Source organism: Aquincola tertiaricarbonis (assembly GCF_023573145.1).
Classification (GTDB): Bacteria; Pseudomonadota; Gammaproteobacteria; order Burkholderiales; family Burkholderiaceae_C; genus Aquincola; species Aquincola tertiaricarbonis_B.
Window position 1 is genome coordinate 3,470,090 of sequence record NZ_CP097636.1, and the last position, 17,109, is coordinate 3,487,198.

21 protein-coding genes are annotated in these 17,109 nt (G+C 64.6%); 1 reads left to right on the plus strand and 20 read right to left on the minus strand.

What is annotated here, in order from left to right:
• Positions 1 to 7 precede the first annotated feature (7 nt).
• The 19 genes from rplE to rpsL form a co-directional block, all read right to left on the minus strand.
• On the minus strand, positions 8 to 553 hold the full coding sequence (gene rplE / locus MW290_RS30480) for a 50S ribosomal protein L5 (RefSeq protein WP_250200141.1): 546 nt from the start codon (positions 551 to 553) through the stop codon (positions 8 to 10).
• Positions 554 to 645: 92 nt separating this feature from the next.
• Entirely contained in the window at positions 646 to 963 is a 318-nt protein-coding gene (rplX, locus tag MW290_RS30485) for a 50S ribosomal protein L24 (protein ID WP_250198089.1), read from the minus strand.
• A 26-nt stretch (positions 964 to 989) separates the two neighbouring features.
• A complete protein-coding gene (gene rplN, locus MW290_RS30490) occupies positions 990 to 1,358 on the minus strand; it encodes a 50S ribosomal protein L14 (RefSeq protein WP_011831006.1) in 369 nt (122 codons plus the stop codon).
• 219 nt (positions 1,359 to 1,577) lie between these two features.
• Positions 1,578 to 2,099 carry a peroxiredoxin gene (locus MW290_RS30495; protein ID WP_250198090.1) on the minus strand — a complete coding sequence of 174 codons (522 nt, stop codon included), beginning with the start codon at positions 2,097 to 2,099 and terminating at the stop codon, positions 1,578 to 1,580.
• A 92-nt stretch (positions 2,100 to 2,191) separates the two neighbouring features.
• A complete protein-coding gene (gene rpsQ / locus MW290_RS30500) occupies positions 2,192 to 2,479 on the minus strand; it encodes a 30S ribosomal protein S17 (protein ID WP_250198091.1) in 288 nt (95 codons plus the stop codon).
• A complete protein-coding gene (rpmC, locus tag MW290_RS30505) occupies positions 2,476 to 2,676 on the minus strand; it encodes a 50S ribosomal protein L29 (RefSeq protein ID WP_046110763.1) in 201 nt (66 codons plus the stop codon). The genes rpsQ and rpmC overlap by 4 nt, the downstream gene beginning before the upstream one ends.
• Positions 2,677 to 2,690: 14 nt before the next feature.
• Positions 2,691 to 3,107 carry a 50S ribosomal protein L16 gene (gene rplP / locus MW290_RS30510; protein WP_250198092.1) on the minus strand — a complete coding sequence of 139 codons (417 nt, stop codon included), beginning with the start codon at positions 3,105 to 3,107 and terminating at the stop codon, positions 2,691 to 2,693.
• 2 nt (positions 3,108 to 3,109) lie between these two features.
• Positions 3,110 to 3,946, minus strand: coding sequence for a 30S ribosomal protein S3 (gene rpsC, locus MW290_RS30515; RefSeq protein ID WP_250198093.1), 837 nt, complete (start codon positions 3,944 to 3,946; stop codon positions 3,110 to 3,112).
• Positions 3,947 to 3,955: 9 nt separating this feature from the next.
• Positions 3,956 to 4,285 carry a 50S ribosomal protein L22 gene (gene rplV / locus MW290_RS30520; protein ID WP_046110760.1) on the minus strand — a complete coding sequence of 110 codons (330 nt, stop codon included), beginning with the start codon at positions 4,283 to 4,285 and terminating at the stop codon, positions 3,956 to 3,958.
• Positions 4,286 to 4,297: 12 nt separating this feature from the next.
• Positions 4,298 to 4,573 (minus strand): 30S ribosomal protein S19, encoded by a 276-nt coding sequence (gene rpsS / locus MW290_RS30525; protein ID WP_046110759.1) that lies wholly within the window; start codon positions 4,571 to 4,573, stop codon positions 4,298 to 4,300.
• 17 nt (positions 4,574 to 4,590) lie between these two features.
• Positions 4,591 to 5,415, minus strand: coding sequence for a 50S ribosomal protein L2 (gene rplB / locus MW290_RS30530; RefSeq protein ID WP_250198094.1), 825 nt, complete (start codon positions 5,413 to 5,415; stop codon positions 4,591 to 4,593).
• Positions 5,415 to 5,735, minus strand: a complete 321-nt coding sequence (rplW, locus tag MW290_RS30535) for a 50S ribosomal protein L23 (RefSeq protein ID WP_250198095.1) — start codon at positions 5,733 to 5,735, stop codon at positions 5,415 to 5,417. The genes rplB and rplW overlap by 1 nt, the downstream gene beginning before the upstream one ends.
• The gene (gene rplD, locus MW290_RS30540) at positions 5,732 to 6,352 is read right to left on the minus strand and encodes a 50S ribosomal protein L4 (protein WP_250198096.1); all 621 of its coding nucleotides are present in this window, start codon (positions 6,350 to 6,352) and stop codon (positions 5,732 to 5,734) included. The genes rplW and rplD overlap by 4 nt, the downstream gene beginning before the upstream one ends.
• The gene (gene rplC / locus MW290_RS30545) at positions 6,352 to 7,032 is read right to left on the minus strand and encodes a 50S ribosomal protein L3 (RefSeq protein ID WP_250198097.1); all 681 of its coding nucleotides are present in this window, start codon (positions 7,030 to 7,032) and stop codon (positions 6,352 to 6,354) included. Before rplC ends, rplD begins: the two co-directional genes overlap by 1 nt.
• A gap of 186 nt (positions 7,033 to 7,218) precedes the next feature.
• On the minus strand, positions 7,219 to 7,530 hold the full coding sequence (rpsJ, locus tag MW290_RS30550) for a 30S ribosomal protein S10 (protein WP_046110754.1): 312 nt from the start codon (positions 7,528 to 7,530) through the stop codon (positions 7,219 to 7,221).
• Between the two features lie 82 nt (positions 7,531 to 7,612).
• Positions 7,613 to 8,803, minus strand: coding sequence for an elongation factor Tu (gene tuf, locus MW290_RS30555; RefSeq protein ID WP_250198098.1), 1,191 nt, complete (start codon positions 8,801 to 8,803; stop codon positions 7,613 to 7,615).
• Between the two features lie 122 nt (positions 8,804 to 8,925).
• A complete protein-coding gene (fusA, locus tag MW290_RS30560; RefSeq protein WP_250198099.1) occupies positions 8,926 to 11,028 on the minus strand; it encodes an elongation factor G in 2,103 nt (700 codons plus the stop codon).
• An 81-nt stretch (positions 11,029 to 11,109) separates the two neighbouring features.
• Positions 11,110 to 11,580, minus strand: coding sequence for a 30S ribosomal protein S7 (rpsG, locus tag MW290_RS30565; RefSeq protein WP_046116048.1), 471 nt, complete (start codon positions 11,578 to 11,580; stop codon positions 11,110 to 11,112).
• Positions 11,581 to 11,728: 148 nt separating this feature from the next.
• A complete protein-coding gene (rpsL, locus tag MW290_RS30570) occupies positions 11,729 to 12,106 on the minus strand; it encodes a 30S ribosomal protein S12 (protein WP_250198100.1) in 378 nt (125 codons plus the stop codon).
• Between the two features lie 172 nt (positions 12,107 to 12,278).
• On the opposite strand from rpsL, the gene MW290_RS30575 reads away from it, so the two are divergent.
• A complete protein-coding gene (locus MW290_RS30575) occupies positions 12,279 to 12,752 on the plus strand; it encodes a PIN domain-containing protein (RefSeq protein WP_250198101.1) in 474 nt (157 codons plus the stop codon).
• 119 nt (positions 12,753 to 12,871) lie between these two features.
• Here MW290_RS30575 and rpoC read toward each other — a convergent pair whose 3' ends face one another.
• On the minus strand, positions 12,872 to 17,095 hold the full coding sequence (gene rpoC, locus MW290_RS30580) for a DNA-directed RNA polymerase subunit beta' (RefSeq protein WP_250198102.1): 4,224 nt from the start codon (positions 17,093 to 17,095) through the stop codon (positions 12,872 to 12,874).
• Positions 17,096 to 17,109 lie beyond the last annotated feature (14 nt).

The following is a 17,109-nucleotide window of genomic DNA, read 5'->3' on the forward strand; positions in this document are numbered from 1 at the left end:
GGGCACCTCAGTTCTTGAACGGGAAGCGGAAGGCGGTCAACAGTGCCTTGGCTTCGTCGTCGGTCTTGGCGGTGGTCGTGATGCTGATATTCAGACCGCGCAGCGCATCCACCTTGTCGTAGTCGACTTCCGGGAAGATGATCTGTTCTTTGACGCCGATGTTGTAGTTGCCCCGGCCGTCGAACGCACGACCCGAGATGCCGCGGAAGTCGCGCACGCGGGGCAGAGCCACGGTGACGAAGCGGTCCAGGAATTCGTACATGCGCACGCCGCGCAGAGTGACCATGCAGCCGATGGGCACGCCGTCACGGATCTTGAAGCCGGCGATGGCCTTCTTCGACTTGGTGACCACGGGCTTCTGGCCGGCGATCTTGGTCAGGTCGGCGACCGCGTGGTCCATGACCTTCTTGTCCGACACGGCCTCGCTCACGCCCATGTTCAGCGTGATCTTGGTGATGCGCGGCACTTGCATCGGCGACTTGTAGCCGAACTTCTCGATCAGGCTCGGCGCGATGGTGTCGCGGTAGATCGCCTGCAGGCGGGCATTGCTCACCTTCGACGACTCACCCGCGGGCACTGCCACGGACTTCTCGGCCTTGGGGGCCTTGCTCGCCTTTTGGGCTGCTTTATCTTGAGCCATGATGTTTAAGCCTTGATCTCTTCGCCGCTGGACTTGAAGACGCGGACCTTCTTGCCGTCATCCTGCAGCTTGATGCCCACGCGATCCGCCTTGCCCGTGGCCGCGTTGTAGATCGCGACGTTGGACTGGTGGATCGGCATCGTCTTGTCGACCACACCGCCGGTCGTGCCCTTCATCGGGTTCGGCTTGACGTGCTTCTTCACGACGTTCACGCCTTCGACCACGATGTGGTCGGCGTCGACGCGCTGAGCGACGACGCCCCGCTTGCCCTTGTCGCGACCGGTCAGAACGACGACCTGGTCACCTTTGCGAATCTTGTTCATGGCTTGCTTGTCCTTGCTTGCAGGCGTCAGAGCACTTCCGGCGCCAGCGAGACGATCTTCATGAAGCGCTCGGTACGCAGTTCACGCGTCACGGGGCCGAAGATGCGGGTGCCGATGGGCTCCAGCTTGGCGTTCAGCAGCACGGCAGCGTTGCCGTCGAACTTGACCAGCGAGCCGTCCTGGCGGCGAACGCCCTTGGCCGTACGCACGACCACAGCGCTGTAGACCTCGCCCTTCTTGACGCGACCACGCGGTGCAGCTTCCTTGATGCTGACCTTGATCACATCGCCGATGCCGGCGTAGCGACGCTTGGAGCCACCAAGCACCTTGATGCACATGACGGACTTCGCGCCAGTGTTGTCCGCGACGTCAAGCCGCGATTGCATTTGGATCATGTTGTCATCCCAACTTGTCGGGCAGTAGGCACGCCGAGAACTTCAGCGCTACCCGCCAGGCAGTCTTGGGCCCGTGGTGTGGGCGGATCCGCTCATCAGCCTGCTCGCTCGACCTGCAGCGCTGAGGGCTGTAGGCTCGAAAACAAACCAGATTTGCGGCGAAGGCGCGATTATCGCGTGAGAAAACGGAGCCTGTCAACAGGCCCCGTGCTAAAACTTTCAGCGGCCGGTCAACAGGTCGTTGGCGCGCTTGAGCATGGTACCGGCGTCGCTCACCTCGAACTGGCCGGGGGCCTCGATGTCCAGCGACTTGACGACACCATCGACCACCAGCATGGCGTAGCGCTGCGAGCGCACGCCCATGCCGCGGGCGGTCAGGTCCAGCGTCAGGCCCACCGCCTTGGTGAACTCGGCGCTGCCGTCACCCAGCATGCGCACCTTGCCGGCGGTGCCCTGCTCGCGGCCCCAGGCGCCCATCACGAAGGCGTCGTTGACGGAGATGCACCAGATTTCATCGACGCCAGCGGCGCGCAGCGCATCGGCCTGGGCGATGTAGCCCGGCACATGCTTGGCGGAGCAGGTCGGCGTGTAGGCGCCAGGCAGCGCGAAGATGGCCACGGCCTTGCCGGCCAGCGCCTTGTCCAGCACCACCGGGTTCGGGCCCAGGGTGCAGCCCTCGGTCTCGACGTCGATGAACTCTTGCAGCGTGACCGACGGCAGACGGTCTCCGATCTTCAGCATGGCAATGCTCCGCTCAGGTTATTAAGGGGCTGGATGGCAAACGGCCGGTCGCCATCGAGATAGCGGACCGGCCGTCTTGGAGGCAACAGCGATTAGACCGCTTCAGCCTTCTTCACCAGGCGCGTGACGCGCCAGGACTTGGTCTTCGAGATCGGACGACCTTCGGTGATCTCGACCACGTCACCCATCTTGTACTCGCCCGCTTCGTCGTGGGCGTGGTACTTGTTGGAACGGGCGACGATCTTGCCGTACAGCTCGTGCATGTGACGACGCTCGACCAGCACGGTCACGGTCTTCGCACGCTTGTCGCTGACGACGGTGCCGACGAAGGAACGGGGCACGCGGTTCGGCGTGACCTTCTCTTGGGCTTGCTCGCTCATTTCGCGGCCTCCTTCTTCTTCTCGTTCAGCACCGTCTTGGCACGCGCGATGTCACGACGGGTCTTGCGGAGAACGGTGTGGTTGCTGAGCTGCTGGGTCGCCTTCTGCATGCGCAGGCCGAAGTGGGCCTTCAGCAGGTCGGAGACTTCCTTCTCGAGCGCCGCCACGTCCTTGGTACGCAGTTCGGATGCTTTCATGGTGGTTCCTTCGATCAGGTGCCGACCTGGCGCGCCACGAAGGTGCAGCTCAGGGGCAGCTTGGCCGCGGCAAGCGTGAACGCTTCGCGGGCCAGGGCTTCGGGCACACCATTGATCTCGTACAGCACCTTGCCCGGCTGGATCTCGGCGACGTAGTACTCAGGGTTGCCCTTGCCGTTACCCATACGGACTTCGGCAGGCTTTTGCGAGATCGGCTTGTCCGGGAAGATCCGGATGAAGATCCGACCGCCGCGCTTGATGTGACGCGAGATCGCGCGGCGGGCCGCTTCGATCTGGCGCGCCGTCAGGCGGCCGCGTTCGGTGGCCTTCAGGCCGAACTCGCCGAACGACACGGCCGCGCCGCGCGTGGCCACGCCGGTGTTGCGGCCCTTCTGTTCCTTGCGGAACTTACGACGGGAAGGTTGCAGCATCTTTATTCTCCTTTGGCACCGGGCGCGGCAGCAGCCGCGCGCGGCACGCGCTTGGCGCCGACCGGGCCGCGGGCATCACCCGACGGAGCGGCACCGTCACGGCGTTCGCCGGGGCGGCCACGGCCACCCGGGGCGCCACCAGGACGGGGACCGCGACGGGGGCGGCGATCGTCTTCGGGCACGTCCGACTTCAGGGCCGGCACTTCGCCGTTGGCCAGGCGGTCACCGCGGTACACCCACACCTTCACGCCGATGACGCCGTAGGTCGTCTTGGCTTCGGAGAAGCCATAGTCGATGTCGGCCTTCAGGGTGTGGAGGGGCACGCGACCTTCGCGGTACCACTCGCAGCGGGCGATTTCGATGCCGTTCAGGCGACCCGACGACATGATCTTGATGCCCTGGGCGCCCAGGCGCATCGCGTTCTGCATCGCGCGCTTCATGGCGCGGCGGAACATGATGCGCTTTTCGAGCTGCTGGGTGATCGAGTCGGCGATCAGCTGGGCATCGACTTCGGGCTTGCGCACTTCCTCGATGTTCACAGCCACCGGCACGCCCAGGCGGCGCGTCAGTTCAGCCTTCAGGTTCTCGATGTCCTCGCCCTTCTTGCCGATCACCACGCCCGGACGTGCCGAGAAGATGGTGATGCGTGCGTTCTTGGCGGGGCGCTCGATCAGAACGCGCGACACCGCGGCGTTCTTCAGCTTGGCCTTCAGGTACTCGCGAACGTCCAGGTCTTCAGCCAGCATGGTGCTGAAGTTCTTGTTGTTCGCAAACCAGCGCGAAGCCCAGGCACGGGTGACAGGCAGGCGGAAGCCGGTCGGATGGATCTTCTGTCCCATGGTCTTCCTTTAGTTGCCGACGGTCACGTAGATGTGCGCGGTCGGCTTGCTGATGCGGTTGCCGCGGCCCTTGGCCCGGGCGGAAAACCGCTTCAGCGTGGCGCCCTGCTCCACGTAGATCGACTTGACGCGCAGTTCGTCGATGTCGGCACCATCGTTGTGCTCGGCGTTGGCGATGGCCGACTCCAGAGCCTTCTTGATGATGCCGGCGGCCTTCTTGGGCGTGAACGTCAGGATGTTGAGGGCCTGATCCACCTTCTTGCCGCGGATCAGGTCGGCCACCAGCCGGCCCTTGTCGCAGGAGAGGCGCACGCCGCGAACGATTGCTTGAGTTTCCATCGTCGCTGTCCTTTACTTCTTGGCCTTCTTGTCTGCCGGGTGACCCTTGAAGGTCCGCGTCAGCGCGAATTCGCCAAGCTTGTGGCCGACCATCTGGTCGCTCACGTACACCGGCACGTGTTGCTTGCCGTTGTGCACAGCGATCGTCAGACCGATGAACTCGGGGAGGATCGTCGAGCGGCGCGACCAGGTCTTGATCGGCTTCTTGTCCTTGATGGCCACCGCCTTTTCGACCTTGGCCTGCAGGTGCTGGTCGACGAAGGGGCCCTTCTTGAGAGAACGTGTCATGGCTGTCCTCCGCCTGATTACTTCTTGCGACGCGAGACGATGAACGTCTGCGTGCGCTTGTTGCTGCGGGTACGGTAGCCCTTGGTCATCGTGTTCCACGGCGACACAGGCACTTGGCCTTCGCCGGTACGACCTTCACCACCACCGTGCGGGTGATCCACCGGGTTCATCGCCACACCCCGCACGGTCGGGCGGATGCCCTTCCAGCGGATGGCACCAGCCTTGCCGTACTGGCGCAGGCTGTGCTCTTCGTTGCTCACTTCACCGATGGTGGCGCGGCAATCGATGTGGATGCGACGGACTTCACCCGAGCGCAGGCGCAGCTGGGCGTAGGAGCCTTCGCGGGCCATCAGCGTCACCGAGGTGCCGGCCGAGCGCGCGATCTGCGCGCCCTTGCCAGGCAGCAGCTCGACGCAGTGGACGATCGAACCCACGGGGATGTTGCGGATGGGCAGCGTGTTGCCGGCCTTGATCGGCGCTTCCGAGCCGCTCAGCAGCGTGGCGCCCACTTCCAGACCGCGCGGGGCGATCACGTAGCGGCGCTCACCGTCGGCGTAGCACACCAGCGCGATGTGGGCGGTACGGTTCGGGTCGTATTCGATACGCTCGACCTTCGCCGGGATGCCGTCCTTGTTGCGACGGAAGTCCACCACGCGGTAGTGATGCTTGTGGCCACCGCCCTTGTGGCGGATGGTGATGTGACCGTTGTTGTTGCGGCCGGCGTTCTGCTTCTGCGGCTCGAGCAGCGATGCTTCCGGCGCACCCTTGTGCAGGTGCTTGTGCACCACCTTCACCACGGCACGGCGGCCGGGCGAAGTCGGCTTGACCTTGACGACAGCCATTACGCGCTCTCCCCGGAGAAGTTCAGTTCCTGGCCGTCCTTCAGGCACACATAGGCCTTCTTGACGTGGTCGCGGCGGCCGATGGAACGACCGAAACGCTTGACCTTGCCCTTCTGGTTCACGGTCTGGACGGAGTCCACTTCGACCTTGAACATCAGCTCGACGGCAGCCTTGATCTCGGGCTTGGTGGCGTTGCGCAGCACCTTGAACAACACCTGGTTGTTCTTTTCGCCGACGCTGGTGGCCTTTTCCGAGACGATCGGGGCGACCAGCACTTGAGCCAGGCGGCCCTCATCGAATTTTTGCGGAGCGGCGCTCATGCAAACATCTCCTTGAGCTGCTCGATGGCCGCCTTGGTCACCAGCACCTTCTTGTAGAAGACCAGCGACAGCGGATCGGCGTAGCGAGGCTCGACAACCAGCACGTTGGACAGGTTGCGCGAAGCGAGCAGCAGGTTCTCGTCGACGGTGTCGGCGATGACCATGACCGAGTCCAGGCCCATGCCCTTGAACTTCTGGGCGAGCTGCTTGGTCTTCGGCGTGTCGACGGTGAACGAGTCCACCACGGCCAGGCGACCGTCACGCGCGAGCTGCGACAGGATCGACGCCATGCCGGCGCGGTACATCTTCTTGTTGACCTTCTGAGTGAAGTTCTCGTCCGGGCTGTTCGGGAAGATGCGACCACCCCCACGCCACAGCGGCGAGGAGGTCATACCAGCGCGAGCGCGGCCGGTGCCCTTTTGGCGGAACGGCTTCTTCGTCGAGTGCTTGACGACGCCGCGGTCCTTCTGGGCACGGGTGCCTTGACGGGCGTTGGCCTGGTAGGCCACGACGATCTGGTGCACTAGCGCTTCGTTGTAGTCACGCGCGAAGACGGTGTCGGGCGCGTCCACCTTGTCGGTGGGCTGACCTTGTTCGTTCAGGAGCTCGAGTTGCATCACTGGGCTCCCTTCGCAGCCTTGGCCTTGATGGCCGGGCGCACGAACACGTGGCCGTTCTTGGCACCCGGGACGGCACCCTTGACCAGCAGCAGTTGACGGGCTTCGTCAACGCGCACGATGTCGAGGTTCTGGGTCGTCACGGTCTCGTCGCCGCGGTGGCCGGACATCTTCTTGCCCGGGAACACACGGCCCGGGTCCTGCGCCATCGAGATCGAGCCGGGCACATTGTGCGAACGGCTGTTACCGTGCGACGCGCGCTGCGAGCCGAAGTTGTGGCGCTTGATGGTGCCGGTGAAGCCCTTGCCGATCGAGGTGCCTTGCACGTCGACGATCTGGCCGGCGGCGAACAGCGTCACAGGCACGGTCGAGCCGGGCTTGTATTCGGCTGCCACTTCGGCGGGCACGCGGAATTCCTTGAGCACTTCACCTGCCAGCACACCTGCCTTGGCAAGGTGGCCTGCTTCAGGCTTGGTCACGCGCGAGGCGCGACGGGTGCCGAACGCCACTTGAATGGCGCTGTAGCCGTCGGTTTCGACGGTCTTGACCTGGGCGACGCGGTTGTTGGACACGTCGAGCACCGTCACGGGCACGGCGTCGCCGTCGTCCGTGAAGATGCGCATCATGCCCACCTTGCGGCCCAGCAATCCGAGCCGATGGCTCGCGCTTGCGGTCGTCATGGTTCTTCTCCAGCCCCTTGCCTGGTGCAAGGAGCCCGGTTGCACAACACCCGACATCGATTGGCCGGGCTGACTTGAATTCCGTGATCTCCCCCGGAAAGCCCGAGGTTGTCGCGAAAAGCCTGCGAGTGTAGCAGATCCGAAGACCGGCCACACTCGCACACCACGCTGAGCGTGGTTTTGGGGTTACTGCAGCTTGATTTCGACGTCGACGCCGGCGGGCAGGTCGAGCTTCATCAGCGCGTCGACCGTCTTGTCGGTCGGGTCGACGATGTCCATCAGACGCTGGTGGGTGCGGATCTCGAACTGGTCGCGCGAGGTCTTGTTGACGTGCGGCGAACGCAGGATGTCGAAGCGCTGCATCCGGGTCGGCAGGGGCACCGGGCCACGGACGATGGCGCCCGTGCGCTTGGCGGTGTCGACGATTTCGAGGGCCGACTGGTCGATCAGCTTGTAATCGAAAGCCTTCAGGCGGATGCGGATCTTTTGCTTTTGCATGACGTTTCCTTCAAAGAGCGGTGCGGCCCGCGGGCCGCGGAGTTGTGGAACCCGGGCCGTGCGGGCCCGGGCCGTCACGCAATTACTCGATGATCTTGGCCACCACGCCGGCGCCGACGGTACGGCCGCCTTCACGGATGGCGAAGCGCAGGCCTTCTTCCATGGCGATCGGGGCGATCAGCTTGACGGTGATGCTGACGTTGTCGCCAGGCATGACCATTTCCTTGTCCTTCGGCAGCTCCACCGCGCCGGTCACGTCCGTCGTGCGGAAGTAGAACTGGGGACGGTAGTTGTTGAAGAACGGGGTGTGGCGGCCGCCTTCTTCCTTGCTCAGCACGTACACCTCGGCGGTGAAGTGCGTGTGCGGCTTGATGGAGCCCGGCTTGCACAGCACTTGGCCGCGCTCGACGTCTTCACGCTTGGTGCCGCGCAGCAGGATGCCCACGTTGTCGCCCGCTTGACCTTGGTCCAGCAGCTTGCGGAACATTTCCACGCCCGTGCAGGTGGTCTTCTGGGTGGCGCGGATACCGACGATTTCGATTTCTTCGCCGACCTTGACCACGCCACGCTCGACACGGCCCGTCACCACGGTGCCGCGGCCCGAGATCGAGAACACGTCTTCCACCGGCATCAGGAAGGCACCGTCCACGGCGCGCTCAGGCGTCGGGATGTAGCTGTCCAGCGCTTCGGCCAGGCGCATGATCGCCGCTTCGCCCAGGTCGCCCTTGTCGCCTTCCAGCGCCAGCTTGGCCGAACCCTTGACGATCGGGGTGTCGTCGCCCGGGAAGTCGTACTTGCTCAGCAGCTCGCGCACTTCCATCTCGACGAGCTCCAGCAGCTCGGCGTCGTCCACCATGTCGCACTTATTCAGGAACACGATGATGTAGGGCACGCCCACCTGACGCGCCAGCAGGATGTGCTCGCGGGTCTGGGGCATCGGGCCGTCAGCGGCCGAGCACACCAGGATCGCGCCGTCCATCTGCGCCGCACCCGTGATCATGTTCTTCACGTAGTCGGCGTGGCCCGGGCAGTCCACGTGCGCGTAGTGGCGGTTGGCGGTTTCGTACTCGACGTGCGCGGTGTTGATCGTGATGCCACGCGCCTTTTCTTCCGGCGCCGCGTCGATCTGGTCGTACGCCTTGGCTTCGCCGCCGAACTTGGCCGACAGGATCGTCGTGATCGCCGCCGTCAGCGTCGTCTTGCCATGGTCCACGTGGCCGATGGTGCCCACGTTGACGTGCGGCTTGGTCCGCTCGAATTTACCTTTTGCCATTTCAAGTTCTCCGTATCAAAGAGCAGTGCCAGTGCTCAGGTTTTAGGTTTCCGACCGGGTGCTGGTTCGCCCGCCACTGGCAGCGGACGGCACCCGGCCGAAGACCGGCTGGTTGTTGTTGCTTACTTACCGCGAGCGGTGATGATCGCGTCGGCGACGTTCTTCGGAGCTTCGCTGTAGTGCTTGAACTCCATCGTGTACGTCGCACGGCCTTGCGTGGCCGAGCGCAGGCTGGTCGAGTAGCCGAACATCTCGGACAGCGGCACTTCGGCCTTGATGACCTTGCCGCCACCCGGCATGTCGTCCATGCCCTGCACCATGCCGCGACGGCTGGACAGGTCACCCATGACGGTACCGGCGTAGTCTTCCGGCGTCTCGACTTCCACGGCCATCATCGGCTCGAGGATGACCGGGCTGGCCCGGCGCATGGCTTCCTTGAAGCCCATCGAGGCGGCCATCTTGAACGCGTTTTCGTTCGAGTCCACGTCGTGGTACGAACCGAAGGTCAGCGTGGCCTTGACGTCCACCACCGGGAAGCCGGCCAGCACGCCGTTCGGCAGCGTGTCGATGATGCCCTTTTCCACCGCGGGGATGTACTCGCGAGGCACCACGCCGCCCTTGATGGCGTCGACGAACTCGAAGCCCTTGCCGGCTTCCTGCGGTTCCAGCGTCAGCACGACGTGGCCGTACTGGCCCTTGCCGCCCGACTGGCGCACGAACTTGCCTTCGACGTCGGTCGCCGTCTTGCGGATGGTTTCGCGGTAGGCCACCTGCGGCTTGCCGACGTTGGCTTCCACGCCGAACTCGCGCTTCATGCGGTCGACGATGATTTCCAGGTGCAGCTCGCCCATGCCCGAGATGATGGTCTGGCCCGACTCTTCGTCGGTGCGCACGCGGAACGACGGGTCTTCGGCGGCCAGGCGCGACAGGGCGATGCCCATCTTTTCCTGGTCGGCCTTGGTCTTGGGTTCCACGGCCTGCGAGATCACCGGCTCAGGGAAGACCATCTTTTCCAGCGTGATCACGGCATCCGGATCGCACAGGGTTTCGCCCGTGGTCACGTCCTTCAGACCCACGCAGGCGGCGATGTCGCCGGCCAGAATTTCCTTGATTTCTTCACGCTGGTTGGCGTGCATCTGCAGGATCCGGCCGATACGTTCCTTCTTGCCCTTGATCGGGTTGTAGACGGTCGAGCCGGAAGCCAGCACGCCCGAGTACACGCGAACGAAGGTCAGCTGGCCGACGAACGGGTCGGTCATCAGCTTGAAGGCCAGGGCCGAGAACTTCTCGCTGTCGTCCGCCTTGCGGAAGACTTCCTTCTCGTCGTCGTCCGTGCCGCCGACCGGGGGGATGTCCACCGGCGAAGGCAGGAAGTCGATCACCGCGTCGAGCATGCGCTGCACGCCCTTGTTCTTGAAGGCGGTGCCGCACAGCATCGGCTGGATTTCCGTGGCGATGGTGCGGGTGCGCAGGCCGAGCTTGATCTCTTCCTCGGACAGCTCGCCCGATTCGAGGTACTTGTTCATCAGCTCTTCGCTGGCCTCGGCGGCAGCTTCGATCATGCCTTCGCGCCACTTCTCGCACTCCGCCTGCAGCTCGGCGGGGATGTCCTCATACGAGAACTTCATGCCTTGCGAGGCCTCGTCCCAGATGATGGCCTTCATCTTGAACAGGTCGACCACGCCCTTGAAGTTGTCTTCAGCGCCGATGGGCACCACGATGGGCACCGGGTTGGCCTTCAGGCGGGTCTTCATCTGGTCATAGACCTTGAAGAAGTTCGCGCCGGTGCGGTCCATCTTGTTGACGAACGCCAGACGGGGCACCTTGTACTTGTTGGCCTGGCGCCAGACGGTTTCCGACTGGGGCTGCACGCCGCCCACGGCGCAGTACACCATGCAGGCGCCGTCCAGCACGCGCATGGAACGCTCCACCTCGATGGTGAAGTCCACGTGCCCCGGGGTGTCGATGATGTTGAAGCGGTGCTCCGGGTAGGACATGTCCATGCCCTTCCAGAAGCAGGTCGTCGCAGCCGACGTGATGGTGATGCCCCGCTCCTGTTCCTGCTCCATCCAGTCCATCGTCGCGGCACCATCGTGCACCTCGCCGATCTTGTGGTTCACGCCGGTGTAGTACAGGATGCGTTCGGTCGTGGTGGTCTTGCCGGCATCGATGTGCGCAGAGATACCGATGTTGCGGTAGCGCTCGATGGGGGTCTTGCGGGACATGGTGTTGCTCCAAATACAGGGGCCGCTCGCGGGTTGGTGCAAACCCGAAGAGCGGCCAGGGGAACGTTGGACTGGGACGACTTAGAAGCGGAAGTGCGAGAAGGCCTTGTTGGCCTCTGCCATGCGGTGCACTTCGTCACGCTTCTTCATCGCGCCGCCGCGGCCTTCCGAGGCCTCCAGCAGCTCATTGGCCAGGCGCGCGGCCATCGACTTCTCGCCACGCTTGCGGGCGGAGTCCTTCAGCCAGCGCATCGCGAGCGCCATGCGGCGGACGGGGCGAACTTCCACGGGAACTTGGTAGTTCGCACCACCGACGCGGCGGCTCTTGACTTCGACCATCGGCTTCACGTTGTTCAGCGCGGTCATGAAGATCTCGAGCGGATCCTTGTTGGCCTTCTTTTCGACCTGGTCGAGGGCACCGTAGATGATGCGCTCGGCCACGGCCTTCTTGCCGGATTCCATCACGACGTTCATGAACTTCGAGAGATCGACGCTGCCGAACTTCGGGTCGGGCAGGATCTCGCGCTTGGGTACTTCGCGGCGACGCGGCATGGGAGTCTTCCTTTATCAGCTTCAGTTGGCGCGGGCTTCTTGCCCTTGCCTTGGATGGCCATAGCCTGAAACAACCATCCACTTACTCGGCGAGCCCTGGGGCCCTCCGCAACGTGCAACCGGCTTGCGGCCGATCGCGCTGGTGGCTTTAAGCCTTCTTCGGGCGCTTGGCGCCGTACTTGGAGCGAGCCTGCTTACGGTCCTTGACGCCTTGCAGGTCGAGGGAGCCGCGCACGATGTGGTAACGCACACCGGGCAGGTCCTTCACACGGCCGCCGCGCACGAGCACGACGCTGTGTTCCTGCAGGTTGTGGCCTTCACCGCCGATGTACGAGATGACCTCGAAACCGTTGGTCAGGCGCACCTTGGCGACCTTACGCAGCGCCGAGTTCGGCTTCTTCGGGGTCGTGGTGTAGACGCGGGTGCAGACACCGCGGCGCTGGGGGCCGCCCTGCATGGCAGGCGACTTGGACTTCGTGGCTTCGACCTCACGGCCGTGGCGCACGAGCTGGTTGATGGTAGGCATGTGGACTTGTTCCCGTTTGAAGTCACGCAATTTTTTCTGTCGGGAGAAGCCACAGCGCTCTTGTGTGGGACGACCTGAGCGCCGCGCGGGGCGCAGCAGGCGACAAAGAGCGCAGCAGAATCTGCCGAAGAACCCGGGAGTATATTCGCACTCCCGTTGACCGTGCAAGCCGATGATCCCTGACCCCCTGTCCACCGACGCCGTGGTCGTCGACACCAACGTGGCGCTGGACTGGCTGGTGTTCCGCAACCCGGGTGTGCTGCCGCTGTTCGAGCGGATCACCAGCGGGCGGCTGCGCTGGCTGGGCTGCGAGCGCATGCGCGACGAGCTGGCGCACGTGTTGTCACGCGGGCTGGGGGGCCGGCTGGGCGACATGCCACCGGCGCCGGTGGTGCAGGCCTGGACCCGGCAGGTGCAGCTGCACCCTGCGCCGGTGCCGGGCGCCACGCAGCGCCTGCACTGCACCGATCCGGACGACCAGGTGTTCATCGACGCCGCCGTGGTGTGGCAGGCGCGCTGGCTGGTCACGCGCGACCGCGCGCTGCTCAAGCTGGCCAAACGCGCCCGCCGCTGGGGCGTGGAGGTGCTGACACCCGAGCGCTGCCTCGAACAGCTGGGTTCAGCCGCCGGGCAGCCCCAAGGCTGAACGCGCCCCCTTGGGGAGCCGCGAGCGCAGCGAGCTGGGGGCAACGCAAATGAAAAGGGGCGGCCTAAGCCGCCCCCTCCAGATGCAGGCCACCACGCGGGCGGACTGTCTGCCCGGCCTTACTCGGCCGCCTCGTCCGGCGTGTCGCTGCCCACCGCGGCCAGCTGCGCAGCAGCCAGCTCTTCGGCTTCCTGCAGCGCGATGGCGCGGCGTTCGCTCTCGTCCATGTCTTCCTTGGCACGGCGTGCCTCGTGGAAGGCCATGCCGGTGCCCGCGGGAATCAGGCGACCGACGATCACGTTTTCCTTCAGACCACGCAGCTCGTCGCGCTTGCCCATGATCGCCGCCTCGGTCAGCACGCGGGTGGTTTCCTGGAAGGACGCCGCGGAGATGAACGAGTCGGTCGACAGCGAGGCCTTGGTGATGCCCAGCAGCACATCGGCGTGCGTGGCGGTCACCTTGCCCTCGGAGCGCAGGCGGTCGTTGGTGTCCAGCAGCTCCGAGCGCTCGACCTGCTCACCGGCGATGTAGGACGACTCGCCCGGGTTGACGATCTGCACGCGGCGCAGCATCTGGCGAACGATCACCTCGATGTGCTTGTCGTTGATCTTCACGCCCTGCAGACGGTAGACGTCCTGCACCTCGTCGACGATGTAGCGCGCCAGCTCCTCGATGCCCAGCAGACGCAGGATGTCCTGCGGATCCGCCGCGCCGTCGACGATCAGCTCGCCGCGGTTCACCACCTGGCCTTCGTGCACCAGGATGTTCTTTTCCTTGGGCACCAGCTCCTCGAACACCTTGCCGTCCGGGTCGGTGATCTGCAGGCGCACCTTGCCCTTGGTCTCCTTGCCGAACGACACGGTACCGGTCTGCTCGGCCAGCGTGCCGACGTCCTTCGGCGAACGGGCTTCGAACAGCTCGGCCACCCGCGGCAGACCGCCGGTGATGTCGCGGGTCTTCTGGCCTTCCACCGGGATACGTGCCAGCACTTCGCCGGGGGCGAGGTCCTGACCGTCGCGGATCTGCACCAGCGCGCCCACCGGGAAGCCGATCGTCACCGAGTGGTCGGTGCCGGGGATCTTCACTTCCTGGCCGGCAGCGTCCAGCAGCTTGACCTGCGGGCGCACGACCTTGGTCGCGCCGCGGCGCTTCGGGTCGATCACCACCAGCGTCGACAGGCCGGTGACTTCGTCCACCTGCTTGGCAACCGTCACGCCCTCTTCCACGTTCTCGAACTTCGCCTTGCCGGCGAATTCCGTGATGATGGGTCGGGTCAGCGGGTCCCAGTTGGCCAGCACGGTGCCGGCCTTGATGGTCTGGTCGGCATTGACATTCAGCGTGGCGCCGTACGGCACCTTGTGACGCTCGCGCTCACGGCCGTGCGGGTCGAGGATGACGATCTCGCCCGAACGCGAGATGACCACCAGTTCGCCCTTGCCGTTGGTGACGTAGCGCATCGTGGCGTTGAAGCCGATGATGCCGTCGCTCTTGGCTTCGACGCTGTTGGCCACCGCGGCGCGCGAAGCGGCACCACCGATGTGGAAGGTCCGCATCGTCAGCTGCGTGCCGGGTTCACCGATCGACTGCGCGGCGATCACGCCCACCGCCTCGCCCACGTTCACCAGGCCGCCACGGCCCAGGTCGCGGCCGTAGCACTTGGCGCACAGGCCGAAGCGCGTGTCGCAGGTCAGCGGCGTGCGCACCTTGACTTCGTCGGCGCCAGCGGCTTCCAGCACGTCCAGCGTCTCTTCGTCGAGCATCTGGCCGGCCGGCACCAGCAGCTGCTGGTTCTCGGGGTGCAGCACCTCGACCGCGGCGACGCGGCCCAGGATGCGGTCACGCAGCGATTCGATGACTTCACCACCTTCGACCAGCGCGCGCATGGCGATGCCGTTCTCGGTGCCGCAATCGACTTCGGTGACCACCAGGTCCTGCGTCACGTCCACCAGACGACGGGTCAGGTAGCCGGAGTTCGCGGTCTTCAGCGCCGTGTCCGCCAGGCCCTTACGGGCACCGTGGGTGGAGATGAAGTACTGCAGAACGTTCAGGCCTTCGCGGAAGTTCGCGGTAATCGGCGTCTCGATGATCGAGCCGTCCGGCTTGGCCATCAGGCCCCGCATACCGGCCAGCTGGCGGATCTGCGCGGCGGAACCCCGGGCGCCCGAGTCGGCCATCATGTAGATGGAGTTGAACGACTCCTGGTCCACTTCCTTGCCGTGGCGGTCCAGCACCTTCTGCTTGGAGAGCTGGGCCATCATGACCTTGCCCACCTCGTCACCGGTCTTGCCCCAGATGTCCACGACCTTGTTGTAGCGCTCACCGGCGGTCACCAGGCCCGAGACGTACTGCTGCTCGATCTCCTTGACTTCCTTCTCGGCGCGGTCAATCAGGCCCTGCTTCTCCTTCGGCACCAGCATGTCGTCGATGGCGATGGAGATGCCGGCGCGCGTGGCCAGGCGGAAGCCCGACTGCAGCAGCTTGTCGGCGAAGACCACCGTTTCCTTCAGACCGCAGGTGCGGAAGGACACGTTGATCAGCTTGGAGATCTCCTTCTTCTTCAGCGCCTTGTTGATGTTGCTGAAGGGCAGGCCCTTGGGCAGGATCTCGGACAGCAGCGCACGGCCGACGGTGGTGTCGACGAGCTTGGTCTCCGGCACGAACTCGCCGGTTTCCTTGTTCTTCGTGTACTGCGTCAGGCGCACGCTGATCTTGGCGGTGATTTCCACGGCGCCGTTGTCCAGCGCGCGCTGCACTTCCACCACGTCGGAGAAGATCAGGCCTTCGCCCTTGCCGTTGGTGCGCTCGCGGGTGGCGTAGTACAGACCCAGCACCACGTCCTGCGACGGCACGATCGACGGTTCGCCGTTGGCCGGGAACAGCACGTTGTTGGAGGCCAGCATCAGCGTGCGGGCTTCCATCTGCGCTTCGATCGACAGCGGCACGTGCACGGCCATCTGGTCGCCGTCGAAGTCGGCGTTGAAGGCGGCGCACACCAGCGGGTGCAGCTGGATGGCCTTGCCTTCGATCAGCACCGGCTCGAACGCCTGGATGCCCAGGCGGTGCAGGGTCGGCGCGCGGTTCAGCAGCACCGGGTGTTCCTTGATGACTTCTTCAAGGATGTCCCAGACCACCGGCGTGCCGCTCTCGACTTCCTTCTTGGCGGCCTTGATGGTGGTGGCGATGCCCATCGCCTCCAGGCGCGAGAAGATGAAGGGCTTGAACAGCTCGAGCGCCATCAGCTTGGGCAGGCCGCACTGGTGCAGCTTGAGCGTCGGGCCCACCACGATGACCGAACGGCCCGAGTAGTCGACGCGCTTGCCCAGCAGGTTCTGGCGGAAGCGGCCGCTCTTGCCCTTGATCATGTCGGCCAGCGACTTCAGCGCGCGCTTGTTGGCACCGGTCATCGCCTTGCCGCGACGGCCGTTGTCCAGCAGCGAGTCCACCGCTTCCTGCAGCATGCGCTTTTCGTTGCGCACGATGATCTCGGGCGCCTTCAGCTCCAGCAGCCGCGCCAGGCGGTTGTTGCGGTTGATGACGCGGCGATACAGGTCGTTCAGGTCGGACGTGGCGAAGCGGCCACCATCCAGCGGCACCAGCGGACGCAGGTCCGGCGGCAGCACGGGCAGCACTTCCAGCACCATCCAGCTCGGGCGGATGCCCGAGCGCTTGAAGGCTTCCATGACCTTCAGGCGCTTGGAGTTCTTCTTGATCTTGAGCTCGGAGCCGGTCATGTCGCCGCGGAGCTTCTCGATCTCGACGTCGAGATCCATCTCCTCCAGCAGCTTCTTGATGCCCTCGGCGCCCATCAGCGCAACGAACTCCTCGCCGAACTCGATGCGCTTGGCGTCGTAGTCGTCCTCGCTCATGATCGAGAACTTCTTCAGCGGGGTCATGCCGGGGTCGACCACGACATAGGCTTCGAAGTACAGCACGCGCTCGATGTCGCGCAGCGTCATGTCGAGCACAAGGCCCAGACGCGACGGCAGCGACTTCAGGAACCAGATGTGCGCGCACGGCGCCGCCAGGTCGATGTGACCCATGCGGTCGCGGCGGACCTTGGTCTGCGTGACTTCAACGCCGCACTTCTCGCAGATGACACCGCGGTGCTTCAGGCGCTTGTACTTGCCGCACAGGCACTCGTAGTCCTTGATGGGGCCGAAGATCTTGGCGCAGAACAAGCCATCGCGCTCGGGCTTGAACGTGCGGTAGTTGATCGTCTCGGGCTTCTTCACTTCGCCGAACGACCACGAGCGGATCTTCTCGGGCGAGGCCAGCCCGATCTTGATCGCGTCGAAGTGTTCGTCGGGCGTGAATTGCTTGAAAAGGTCGAGTAGTCCCTTCATGCCTTTTCTCCTGT